Here is a 12,594-nt window from a genome sequence, read left to right as displayed (position 1 = left end):
GTTTTTAATAAAAATAATGGGGAGTATATTGAATTTACGTATATTCTATTCCCGTAAAAAGCAGCGAAGCGTTGTCTCTTATTTTTGTTGATAGATTCGGTTTTTTGCAATTGTTTCCTGTAACTCTTAATTGATCAAATTGATGTGATGATTAATTCACTGATTAATTTCCACGCTTATATTTGGTTCTTTTCTCATAAGGAGTCTGGCTCGTGCTAGTCATCGTTGGCTATATAGTTGTGATGGGGTCAGTGTTCGGTGGATTTGTTATGTCCGGCGGACATATCGCCGTCTTATTTCAGCCACTCGAATTGCTGATGATCGGTGGTGCCGCCGTTGGGGCTTCCTTGGTCGGCAATAACGGTAAAACCCTGAAGGCATCTTTAAAAGCAATTCCTGGTGTATTAAAAGGCTCCAAATACACCAGAGCCTTGTATATGGAATTGATGACCATGCTGTTTGATGTGCTGACAAAAATACGTAAAGAGGGCTTAATGTCAATTGAGGGTGATATTGAAAAGCCGGAAGAGAGTCCTCTTTTTAGCAAGTATCCACTCGTTGCCTCTGACCATCACTTAATGGAATTCATTGCGGATTATTTACGGTTGATGGTGTCCGGAAATATGGATGCATTTCAGATCGAAAATCTGATGGATAACGAGCTGGAAACGCATCACCATGAAGGTGCGGCACCGGCACATTTTATTGCTAAGTTAGGTGATGGTTTGCCTGCTTTTGGTATTGTTGCTGCGGTGATGGGCGTGGTGCATACAATGGAGTCAGTTGGTATCCCGCCAGCAGAGCTCGGTATATTGATTGCACATGCGCTGGTTGGAACATTCTTAGGTATTTTGCTCGCTTATGGTTTCGTTGGGCCGTTGGCTGGTTTGATGGAGCAACAATTGGACGAGTCCTCTAAAACCTTTCAATGCATAAAAGTAACTTTATTAGCTAGCTTAAACGGATACGCTCCGGCGCTTGCTGTTGAGTTTGGACGTAAGGTTTTGTACTCGACGGAGCGACCTACATTTAGTGAGCTGGAAGAACACATTAAGCAATCTAAATCTAAGTAGATAGTCTGATCAGGAATGCATAATGGCTAATGAGGAACTAAGACCGATTATCGTCAAGCGAATAAAAAAAGTCGCTGGCGGGCATCATGGCGGAGCATGGAAAATTGCCTATGCTGACTTTGTTACCGCGATGATGGCATTTTTTCTGTTGATGTGGTTGCTTGGTTCAACAGCAAAAGGTAATCTGAATGGGATTGCGGAGTATTTTCAAACTCCCCTGAAGGTCGCCATGGCCGGCGGTGATGGTAGTGGCGACAGCTCTAGTGTCATTAAAGGTGGTGGTAAAGATCTCACTTTGCGCGACGGCCAAAATAAAAAAGGCGATGTTGAGGCGCAAAAAAAGAGCTACAACCTTCAAGCTGCAGAGGCCGCATTGGCAAAAGCAGATGCCGAGCGTCTTAAAGTCTTGAAGGGCAAAATTGAGACGGCAATCGAATCGAATGCGATACTAAAGCAATATAAAAAGCAGCTATTGTTAGATATTACGACCGACGGTTTGCGTATCCAGATGGTTGACGAGCAAAACAGACCGATGTTTGCCTCTGCAAAAGCTGATTTGCAACCCTATACAAGAGAAATTCTGCATGAGATTGGTAAGGCATTAAACGATGTGCCAAACAGAATCAGTTTGTCTGGGCATACCGATGCCGCACCTTATGGCAGTGGCGAGAAGGGATATAGTAATTGGGAGCTGTCTGCTGACAGAGCAAACGCGTCTCGTCGTGAACTGATTTACGGCGGTATGGATGAAACTAAGGTCCTAAGGGTCGTCGGTTTATCATCATCGGTTTTGTTTGATAAAGAAGATCCTCTTAATCCGATTAATAGACGCATAAGTATCATCGTTATGAATAAAAAAGCTGAACAATCTGCTTCACAAGATGGTGGTTCAATTGAACTGACAAATCCTTCTGAGCCCTCAGCTGAAGTTCCTGTCAAAGTGGTGCAATAGTTACACGGGCATAATCGGATCAGATGAATAGAAAATTGGGATGCTGAATATGTCAAAAAAGAAAGTATTAGGGTCTCATGTAAAAGAGCTCTTGTCTGGCGTCTCAAGTCATGGGAACGAGCATCTGCTCGAAGTAGAGACTGATCTAGTTCAAACTACTATTCTGCTCGCTGAGGCGATCGAAAAACTAGGGGCGAGTTTTTTGGCCTTGCATGCAGCCATCACCAGTCAGCAAGAAGAAATTGACCTAGTTATTTCTTCTGGCGCCGCGCCAGTTGCCAGTATTGATCGACTTAAAGCAATACAAGTTGACATTGCCGTCCATATTAATGCTGCTGTTACTAGCCTTCAATTCCAGGATCTTACTAGCCAGCTTATTTCCCGAACTGTTCAACGCAGTGCCGGTTTGCGAGAGGTTTTGAGTAATCTCGGTTTGGTTGGCGATGGCATTCCGCTTGATAGTGAAACGGATGAAATAGCGTTATTGCTCAAAGATATAACTCAGCGTTTAGAAAAACAAAGCATTGAATTAAAAAGTTTATTGCGTAAAGCTGTAAATCAAAAACATTTAGATAGTGGTGACATTGAGTTATTTTAACTACTCAATGATGATGGGATGCGTGTCCCTTTAATCTGTATAACGGAGTGATGATGGCCAAGACAATTTTAGCAGTGGATGATTCTGGTTCTTTAAGACAAATGGTGGCGTTTAGTCTCAAAGCAGCTGGTTATCTAGTTATTGAGGCGGTCGATGGGCAAGATGGTTTAGAGAAAGCGAGAAATCAAGTAGTTGATCTCGTTTTAACTGATCAAAATATGCCAAGAATGGATGGCTTAACCTTGATTAAGTCCTTGCGTGCTCTGCCAACCTATCAGCGAGTACCCATCCTTATGTTGACTACGGAGTCGAGTGACGATATGAAGGCAAAAGGTCGAGCTGCCGGTGCAAACGGTTGGTTGGTAAAGCCTTTTGATCCTCAGAAGTTAACTGAGGTCGTTAAAAAAGTCATTGGATAAACCTCCTTTGAGACTACTTTTTTAATGCGAGCCAATCACGGAGTACGACAATGACGATTGACATGAGTCAGTTTTTTCAAGTTTTTTTCGACGAGGCAGAAGAGCTGCTTGCGGAGAAAGAAAAACTATTGCTGGCCGTCGATATTTCCTCCCCCGATCCTGAGGATCTGAATGCCATATTTCGTGCAGCACACTCCATCAAAGGTGGCGCCTCTACGTTTGGCTTAACTGATATGACTGAAGTGACACATATACTTGAGTCACTTTTAGATAAGATCAGAAAAGGGGAGATGGCCTTAACATCTGAACATGTCGACGCTTTTTTGATTGCAAAAGATATCTTAAAAATGCAATTGGATGGACATAAGCATGGCAGCCCAGTGGATCAGGATGCCGTAGCAGATGTCAGAATGTTGCTGCAATCTTTGTCGCAAGACGCTGTACCCATTGCTGCGCCAGTTGCTAGTTTTGCGGATAGATCGAGAGATGTAGACCACGAGAACGTAATTTACACGTCTTGTTTTCGGGTAGAGCTACCTCCGATATCTGCCGATGACATTAAAGCTATCGTGTCTGAATTAGGTTTACTCGGATTTATTAGCAAAGAGGAAGTTGAAAAAGGTCGTACGGTCGTTACGTTGAACACCAACGAAAGTCAGGACGACATTGTTGCAATATGTTCTTTTATCTTGAACCCTGATGATTTAAAAATTACTAGAACCGATTTTGTTTCAGCTAAAGCTAGTTCAAAAAATAATCAATCTGACGACGATTTAGGTTATGGCTTTTTCGAGCCTATTGAATCAATGTTTCCTCCTCTGGCGGGTGGTGAACAAGCGCCGGCAGCTACTAATAAAGAGCCTGTATCCGGTTCTAATCTTGTCGGTGCCGATAAGAAAAATTTAGTTAAGAAAGAAGTTGAAAAAGCATCGGTATCTCAGGAGTCGTCGACGATCAGGGTTGGTATTGAAAAAGTGGATCAGCTGATCAATTTGATCGGTGAGCTAGTGATTACGCAAGCGATGTTGGAGCAACGCACCCAAGTACTGGATCCTATTGAGCACGAGCGCTTAGTTAGTAGCGTGGCACATCTGACCAGAAATACGCGTGATCTGCAAGAGGCAGTGATGTCTATACGCATGATGCCTATGGACTATGTTTTTTCCCGTTTCCCGCGAATGGTGCGTGACTTAGCGAGCAAACTAGGTAAGAAAGTTGAGTTCGTCACTTATGGTGCCTCTACAGAATTAGACAAAGGATTGATCGAAAGAATCGTTGATCCCTTAACTCATCTGGTCAGAAATAGCATTGATCATGGTATTGAGATGCCAGCGTCCAGGCTAAAGGCGGGTAAACACGAGGCCGGTAAGTTATCGTTATCTGCAGTTCACCAAGGCGGTAATATTGTCATCGAAGTTAGTGATGATGGCGGTGGATTGCACCGTGAAAAAATACTCGCTAAAGCCAAGCAAAATGGTTTGCCCGTATCTGATGCTATGTCTGACAGCGAAGTTTGGTTGCTTATTTTTGCGCCAGGATTTTCAACTGCGGAGGCCGTTACCGATGTTTCTGGGCGTGGTGTTGGTATGGACGTGGTTAAACGCAATATTACTGCCATGGGCGGCGTGGTCGATATTCGATCAGCTAAAGGATTTGGTACGACCATCACTATCTCGTTGCCGCTGACACTGGCAATCTTAGATGGCATGTCGATTAAGGTTGGTGAGGAAGTTTATATACTACCTCTTGGCTTTGTGATGGAGTCATTGCAGCCTGCGATGCAAGATATCAAAGAAATTATTGGTAAGGGGCGAGTAGTTAAAGTGCGTGGAGAATACTTACCTTTAATTCCTCTATATGAATGTTTTGATATCCAACCTAAATTTACACAGCCTTCTGATGGTATTGCTGTAATCGTAGAAGTTGATGGGAAAAAAGCAGCGCTATTTGTTGATGATTTAGTAGGGCAGCAGCAGGTAGTCGTTAAAAATATTGAATCCAATTATCGTAAAATCCCAGGAATTTCTGGTGCTACTATTTTGGGTGATGGTGGCGTATCTTTGATTCTTGATGTTGCTGCTTTATTGAGATCAGCTAGGTAGTTTTAGTATTTACAGTTAATAACAAGGGGTAGAAATATGATGCAGTCTGCGCAAACATCTGACAATAAAGATGCCAAACTCGATGCTTCGGGATCAGATATAGCTACACACGAATTTTTAGCGTTTACTCTCGGCAACGAGGAATACGGAATTGATATTCTGAAGGTTCAGGAAATTCGTGGATACGAGGCCGTAACACGTATTGCTAACGCACCAAATTTTCTTAAAGGTGTTATCAATCTGCGCGGAATTATCGTTCCGGTTGTTGATATGCGGATTAAATTTAATTTGGGTGAGCCAACTTACGATCAGTTCACGGTCGTTATTATTTTAAATATTGGCGGACGTATTGTCGGTATGGTTGTTGATAGTGTCTCCGATGTGACAACTTTGTTGCCAGAGCAAGTACGACCGGCACCAGAGATGGGAACAACATTTAGTTCAGATTTTCTGATTGGTTTAGGCACCTTAGAAGAGCGCATGCTCATTTTGGTCGACATCGATAAATTAATGTCGAGTCCAGAAATGGGGCTTGTTGATTCTCAAGTTTAGAAGTGTAGACGTGTAATTAAGCACGGTATTTTTGTCTAGTTGCAACAAGTGTCTGTAAAAATTAAACCTAAAAAATTGAGAGACTCGGGCTATGAATTTACGTCATTTTCGAATTGGTGCAAGACTAGGTATAGGTTTTGGCTTCATTATCGGCGGACTGATTATTGTATTGATATTGGCTAGTCTTTTATCTTCACAAAACAGAAATACCATGATTCAAGGCTTAAATACAGCTAGCCAAAAGCAGGCCTTGGTTAATTCTATGAAAAGCTCTTTGCTCGAGGGTGGTATTGCGATGCGAAATATTGGCATTCAATCCGATGTCTCAGAGATGCAGAAAGAAGATGCCAAAGTAAAACTGCAACGCAAACGCTACGACGACGCAAAGGATAAACTTTCAAAGCTTGGGTTGAATGATGATGAGAAGAAAATTCTTGCAGAGATTGCGAGAATTGATCAGGAAATAGACAAACCGTTTAAAGACGCTGTCGGTCAGGCTCTAGCGTTTAATGCTGAAGGCGCAATTAAAATTATCTCCTCGGTTATCGATCCATTAAGTACTAAATCTATCTTGGAAATGAACAAGTTAGTTGATCTGCAGGAGTCTGCATCAAAGCAGGTATTTGAAATCTCAGGTGCCAACAGTACCAAACTAAATTTTTGGTTGTTCGTTGTATTAGCTGGCGCGTTGGTCATTGCTGTGTTTTTTGCATGGATTATTACTAAGAGTATTACGCAGCCTTTAAAAGAAGCTATTTCTGTTACTGAACAGGTCGCATCTGGTGATTTATCTGCCCATGTTAGTGTGAGTGGTAAAGACGAAGTTTCATCTCTTTTATTCGCTTTAAAAGAGATGACAGAAAGTTTGGCTAATACTGTTGGTCAAGTACGAACTGGCACAGAAACGATCACAGTCGCATCCCAAGAGATTGCCTCAGGCAACGCCGATCTCTCCAGCAGAACAGAATCCCAAGCCAGCTCGCTAGAAGAAACTGCCAGCTCCATGGAAGAGCTCACCAGCACCGTCAGACAAAATGCCGATAACGCCCGGCAAGCCAATCAACTCGTTGTCTCCGCCACTGGTGTTGCCGTCAAAGGTGGTGCTGTTGTCAATCAAGTCGTTAGCACCATGGGCTCGATTAAAGAAAGCTCCCGCAAGATTGTCGACATTATCAGCGTCATCGACAGTATTGCCTTCCAGACCAACATCCTCGCCCTCAATGCCGCAGTAGAAGCTGCCAGAGCCGGAGAGCAAGGAAGAGGATTTGCCGTTGTTGCCTCAGAGGTGCGTAATCTCGCCCAACGCAGTGCCAGCGCCGCCAAAGAAATCAAATCTCTGATCGATGACTCGGTCGACAAAGTCAATCAAGGTGGCAAACTGGTAGACGAAGCAGGCAAAACCATGGACGAGATTGTCACCAGCGTCCAGCATGTCGCCGACATCATGAGTGAGATCACCGCCGCCAGCCAAGAGCAAAGTGCAGGGATAGAACAAGTCAATCTAGCGATTACGCAGATGGACGAAATGACGCAACAAAATGCAGCGTTAGTAGAGCAGGCAGCAGCGGCAGCAGAGAGTATGGAGGAGCAGGCGCAGGCCTTGGCGCAGGCAGTTAGCGTATTTAAACTCGTATCAGCGAGTAACGCTCCCCCGGCAAAATCAATGCGAGTGAATCCTGTGGTTCAGAAAAAAGACCTTAAGCCAAAATTAAAACAAATTGCCTCTCGGGCAGAGCCTTCCGTATCAACTGGCAAAAGTGCAAAAAAGGAGAATACGGATGACTGGGAGGAGTTTTAATTTAGTATTTAATAATGACTAAAATGATTAAATTTACTTTTTTTGTTATATCGAATTTTGGTTAATCATAAAAATTAAAACACTTAAGCATCAAAGTGCAAATTTAATCTGATTAACTACCCTAGGCAGGTATATGCATATTTTTCTGAAATTAACTTAATCTAAGATGATGAGTTAATCAATATGCTTAATATTAAGGATAATTTAATGACCAAGTCTGCTGAAAAGGGTAAGAGCGAGACCTCAAAGGAATTTGACTTTAATGCAAAAGACTTTAATCGCGTCAGAGACTTGATTTATCAAAAGGCTGGAATTTCTCTTGCTGATAGTAAACAAGAGATGGTTTACAGCCGCTTAGCTCGTCGTCTTCGGGCAACAGGAATGAACTCGTTTTCTATTTACCTAGATAGCTTGGAGACCGATAATTCTGAAGCTGAGTGGGAGGCTTTTACTAACGCGCTTACTACCAATCTGACCTCTTTTTTTCGGGAGGAGCATCACTTTCCCTTACTTGCCGAACACGTTAAAAAAATAAAAGAACCAATTAATGTCTGGTGTTCTGCTAGCTCTACTGGCGAGGAGCCTTATTCAATCGCAATGACCTTGTGTGAGGCATTTGGTACCCTGAAGCCTCCGGTGCATATTACCGCAACCGACATAGATACCAACGTATTAGCTACCGCCTCAAGAGGAGTCTACAACCTTGATCGCTTGGATAAGATGTCGCCAGATAGAGCGAAGAAATTTTTCCTACGAGGGAAGGGCGCGCAAGATGGATTGGTTAGAGTTAGGCCGGAGTTAAGAGATTTAATCACTTTTAAACAGCTGAATCTGTTAGCAGATGTTTGGCCAATTAATGGTGTTTTTGATGCTATTTTTTGTCGCAATGTGATGATCTACTTCGATAAGCCGACCCAAGGTGCAATTCTAAAAAAATTCGTCCCATTAATGAAATCAGATGGTTTACTCTTTGCTGGACATTCTGAGAATTTTTTGTACGTATCTGATGACTTCAAACTTAGAGGCAAAACAGTCTACGAGCTGGCAAGTGAACATGAAGTACGTAGTAAAGCAGTTTCGCGCCATTCGAACAAAGGTTAAGCCATGAGCCAGTTAAGTGAAGAGCATTTCGCTACGAATATTTATTACGACCGCACCTTTGATTGTGACGCTGCAAAAATTTTGCCTGGTGAGTTTTATTTCACAGGAAAAGATATGTTGATTGTTACCGTTCTTGGTTCTTGCGTCTCCGCTTGCATAAGGGATCGTGTTTCTGGTGTCGGAGGGATGAATCATTTCATGCTGCCAGATGGCGGAGCAGATTCTGATAATCCTGTTTCTGCATCAATGCGCTACGGTACCTATGCAATGGAAGTTCTGATCAATGAATTATTAAAAGCGGGTGCTAAACGCGAAAACATGGAGGCCAAAGTATTTGGCGGGGGTAATGTGTTGCGAGGGTTTACTGCGATCAATGTTGGTGAAAGAAACGCGAAATTTGTGCTCGATTATTTGCGCGCTGAGCGAATGCGTGTCATTGCTGAGGACTTAAACGACATCTACCCTCGCAAAGTATATTTTTTTCCAAAGACAGGTAAGGTTCTTGTGAAGAAACTCAAAGTTGAACACAATGATACGCTGAGGAAACGCGAAAATGATTACGCCAGTCGACTCAAAGCCACACCTGTTAGTGGTGAAATTGATTTGTTTTAAGCAAAAATAATAAGAGACTGTTGTACGCGCGGAGTATGTGATGAAAATTAAAGTATTGATTGTGGATGATTCGGCGCTAATACGGAGCGTTCTCAGTGAGATCATTAGCAGACAGCCCGATATGGAAGTCGTTGGCGTCGCGCCCGATCCGTTGGTCGCCAGGGATTTGATCAAGCAAACAAATCCAGATGTTTTGACGCTTGATGTTGAAATGCCAAAGATGGATGGGCTGGATTTTTTAGAAAAACTTATGCGCCTCAGGCCGATGCCAGTCATTATGGTTTCGTCTTTGACTGAGCGTGGATCTGAAATCACCATGCGAGCGCTAGAACTGGGCGCCGTCGATTTTGTTACCAAACCAAAGCTATCGATTCAAAGCGGTATGTTGGAATATGCAGAACTGATTGCCGATAAAATTCGTGCTGCTTCAAAGGCTCGAATTCGACCACGGGCAGTTCATGCAAGTGATTTGAATAAAGGCGAGTTAACTGCACTGCCAATGGTGAAAAATCCGCTGACCAGTAGTGAAAAACTCATCATCATTGGCGCTTCTACTGGTGGAACAGAAGCGATCAAGAATTTTTTAGTTCAAATGCCCTCAGATTGCCCGGGGATTTTAATCACTCAACATATGCCTGAGGGTTTTACTCGCTCTTTTGCTAAAAGATTAGACGGGCTTTGTAAAATTTCAGTTAGTGAGGCCGCTGGTGGCGAGCGTGTATTGCCAGGTCATGCTTATATTGCGCCTGGTCATTCACATTTGCTCTTGGCCAGGAGTGGTGCAAATTATGTGACCCAGCTAGATGCCGGGCCGGCAGTAAACCGACATCGTCCCTCTGTAGATGTTTTGTTTCGCTCGGCGGCTACCTATGCCGGTAAGAATGCAGTTGGCGTTATTCTGACCGGAATGGGCAAGGATGGTGCGGTCGGTATGTTGGAGATGAAAAACGCAGGCGCCTATAATTTTGCCCAAGACGAAGCAACTTGTGTAGTATTTGGAATGCCTCGTGAAGCAATCGCAATCGGTGCAACACATGAAGTTGGCCCCTTAAATGAGTTGCCAACCAAGGTTTTGCATTATCTTGCGTTACACGGTAGTCGAGCCTTGCGCGTTTAAGTGAGCAAAATTTATATTCTTGTGGATTTTGCTCACCACTTTGTATTAATTTGACCGATAATGTTTATAACTATCCTTAAAGAAATAATGGAGTAATTTATGGCCGATCAGAATCTCAAATTTTTAGTTGTTGATGACTTTTCAACGATGCGCCGTATTGTACGTAATTTGCTTAAAGAGCTTGGTTACTCTAATGTCGATGAGGCAGAGGATGGTGCCATGGGATTAGCCAAATTGAAAAGTGGCGATTTCGATTTCGTGATTTCTGACTGGAATATGCCTAACATGGATGGGTTGACGATGTTGCAACACATTCGTGCTGATCCAGCGCTGGCTAAGTTGCCAGTATTAATGGTGACCGCCGAGGCGAAAAAAGAAAATATTATTGCGGCTGCTCAAGCAGGTGCAAATGGTTATGTTGTGAAACCATTTACAGCAGCGACTCTCGATGAGAAGTTATCGAAAATTTTTGAAAAATTAGGAAAAACTGCATAGCTGAACTTGTATTTATTAAGGAGTAAATATGAGTACAGATATGCACGAAATTATTCCACAAGATGAGCTCTTTACCAGAGCCGGGATATGACTAGGCTGTTGCACGACTGCCTTCGTTATCTAGGTTTAGATAAGTTACTTGAACGAGCTGTATAAAAATTGCTTGATCGCTTTGCTTTTTAACCACTGAAGCTCGTATGTTTTTTTCTGTTTAATCCCACCATACCAATTATTGCCTTATGAGTGACGCAAATTTCATTGTCAGAGAGCCGTTGCTTGATCCCAAACAGCGCGTTATCGGTTTTCAGTTATCTTGGCAAAATCCAAATCAATCTGCAACGCTAAGCGTCGAAGATCTTGATTCCTTGATGGAGTTTGTCGCTCAAAATTTGAACGATGAAGAAACTGGATTTTTGCTAGGAGATAGCGTCTTATTTTTAGAGGCAGCGCCAGAATTATTGCTTACCGACGGCCTGAAATTATTACCACCTAAAAACACGGTATTGATATTGTCAAAACGTGATTTTACTAACCCGACTACCTTAGAAGCGATAAAAGAACTACGTGCTTTGGGTTATGGTATTTGTATGCGTGGCGCTGATCTGAGCACCTTGGAGAGATCTTTCTTCACGCAGATTTCTCATATTGAAGTCCAGTTGAACGCGTCTAACTTTGCATCTCAGGCAAAGGTGTATGCAGCGTTAAAGCAATCCGCCATACATATGGTTGCTCGCAATGTGTCAACTTGGCAGGATTTTGATGCATGCTCTGCGCTTGGCTTAGAGTCGTTCGTTGGTAAGCTACATTTAACGCCTCGCCCTAGCGCGGACAAAAAAGGATTAAATACAGCGCAGACGACCATTTTGCAGTTAATGGAAATGATCAGGAAAAACGCTGACATTCAACAATTAGAATCTGTTGTAAAAAGAGATGCTACCTTAGCGTATAAATTATTGCGGTACATCAACTCTGCTGGTTTTGGTTTGCGTACAGAAGTGCAATCCCTCAAGCATGCTGTGCAGATACTAGGTTATAGCCCTTTATATCGCTGGCTATCTGTATTGCTGGCGACCGCAAGTACCAGCGGTTACTCACCAGTTTTATTAGAAACAGCCATTGTCCGTGGTCGATTTGCAGAGTTACTTGGACAGCCTCACATGTCCAAATCTGAAGCTGAAAATCTTTTCGTTGCAGGTATGTTCTCTTTGCTGGATAGATTGCTGGGCGTGCCTATGGATGAAGTTTTATCAACGATCCAATTACCAGAAGCTGTTACCGAAGCGCTGATTTCCAGAGGCGGAAGCTATGGCCCTTATTTGGCATTAGCCGAGGCTTGTGAGTTAAATAGTATGTTGGTTGGCTCTTTAGCAGAGTCGCTGCGTATTACACCAACAGATGTCAACACGGCACATCTTGCGGCTTTAGTTTGGGCTAAAAACATTGCATCGCTTTAACAGAGACACGCAAAACAAGTCTTAATTACAAATATCTTAATTGCAGAGATGAGGAGCCATGTTTTTCCTCATCTCGCGCAAGCTGTAACACTTCTTTTTTTAAATCAAAATTTTCCAGTAGAACAACGCAAGGCAGTTCGCCAAAGGTGCAATTGTAGGTGTAGCGTTTGTACTTAAACCGTGATGGCGTTAATCCCCTGGGCGCCATACGCTATCTGGGTTGCAAAGAAGTGGTAGCGGTCTAATAGAAAGTCTGAATTTAATATACGCCCCACCATTTTTAATAAATATCTAAAGCTGGACTGATCGTTGGAAAAAGAT

12 protein-coding genes are annotated in these 12,594 nt (G+C 42.9%); all 12 read left to right on the top strand.

Features of this window, described 5'->3' with window-relative positions; genetic code table 11:
- Positions 1-212 precede the first annotated feature (212 nt).
- Positions 213-1,073 carry a flagellar motor stator protein MotA gene (motA, locus tag AAKU61_RS06145; RefSeq protein WP_322119059.1) on the top strand — a complete coding sequence of 287 codons (861 nt, stop codon included), beginning with the start codon at positions 213-215 and terminating at the stop codon, positions 1,071-1,073.
- A gap of 22 nt (positions 1,074-1,095) precedes the next feature.
- Positions 1,096-2,025, top strand: a complete 930-nt coding sequence (motB, locus tag AAKU61_RS06140) for a flagellar motor protein MotB (RefSeq protein ID WP_322119058.1) — start codon at positions 1,096-1,098, stop codon at positions 2,023-2,025.
- Between the two features lie 49 nt (positions 2,026-2,074).
- The gene (locus tag AAKU61_RS06135; RefSeq protein ID WP_354330530.1) at positions 2,075-2,623 is read left to right on the top strand and encodes a chemotaxis protein; all 549 of its coding nucleotides are present in this window, start codon (positions 2,075-2,077) and stop codon (positions 2,621-2,623) included.
- 53 nt (positions 2,624-2,676) lie between these two features.
- Positions 2,677-3,042, top strand: a complete 366-nt coding sequence (locus AAKU61_RS06130) for a response regulator (RefSeq protein ID WP_322119056.1) — start codon at positions 2,677-2,679, stop codon at positions 3,040-3,042.
- Positions 3,043-3,092: 50 nt separating this feature from the next.
- Positions 3,093-5,144: a chemotaxis protein CheA gene (gene cheA / locus AAKU61_RS06125; protein ID WP_354330528.1), complete on the top strand. Its 2,052-nt coding sequence runs from the start codon at positions 3,093-3,095 to the stop codon at positions 5,142-5,144.
- Between the two features lie 39 nt (positions 5,145-5,183).
- Positions 5,184-5,696 (top strand): chemotaxis protein CheW, encoded by a 513-nt coding sequence (locus AAKU61_RS06120; RefSeq protein ID WP_322119054.1) that lies wholly within the window; start codon positions 5,184-5,186, stop codon positions 5,694-5,696.
- A 91-nt stretch (positions 5,697-5,787) separates the two neighbouring features.
- Positions 5,788-7,494, top strand: coding sequence for a methyl-accepting chemotaxis protein (locus tag AAKU61_RS06115; protein WP_354330526.1), 1,707 nt, complete (start codon positions 5,788-5,790; stop codon positions 7,492-7,494).
- Between the two features lie 207 nt (positions 7,495-7,701).
- Entirely contained in the window at positions 7,702-8,595 is an 894-nt protein-coding gene (locus AAKU61_RS06110; protein ID WP_354330524.1) for a CheR family methyltransferase, read from the top strand.
- 3 nt (positions 8,596-8,598) lie between these two features.
- Complete coding sequence (gene cheD, locus AAKU61_RS06105) at positions 8,599-9,207, top strand: chemoreceptor glutamine deamidase CheD (RefSeq protein ID WP_322119051.1); 609 nt, start codon at positions 8,599-8,601, stop codon at positions 9,205-9,207.
- 40 nt (positions 9,208-9,247) lie between these two features.
- Positions 9,248-10,324 carry a protein-glutamate methylesterase/protein-glutamine glutaminase gene (locus AAKU61_RS06100; protein ID WP_354330522.1) on the top strand — a complete coding sequence of 359 codons (1,077 nt, stop codon included), beginning with the start codon at positions 9,248-9,250 and terminating at the stop codon, positions 10,322-10,324.
- 99 nt (positions 10,325-10,423) lie between these two features.
- Positions 10,424-10,819 carry a chemotaxis response regulator CheY gene (cheY, locus tag AAKU61_RS06095; RefSeq protein WP_354330520.1) on the top strand — a complete coding sequence of 132 codons (396 nt, stop codon included), beginning with the start codon at positions 10,424-10,426 and terminating at the stop codon, positions 10,817-10,819.
- 239 nt (positions 10,820-11,058) lie between these two features.
- Positions 11,059-12,273, top strand: a complete 1,215-nt coding sequence (locus tag AAKU61_RS06090; protein ID WP_354330519.1) for an EAL and HDOD domain-containing protein — start codon at positions 11,059-11,061, stop codon at positions 12,271-12,273.
- Positions 12,274-12,594: the final 321 nt, after the last annotated feature.

Origin of the sequence: Undibacterium sp. GrIS 1.2 (genome assembly GCF_040544435.1) — a bacterium.
In the GTDB taxonomy this organism is placed as follows: domain Bacteria; phylum Pseudomonadota; class Gammaproteobacteria; order Burkholderiales; family Burkholderiaceae_D; genus Undibacterium.
This window is presented reverse-complemented; position numbering and strand designations above follow the sequence as displayed.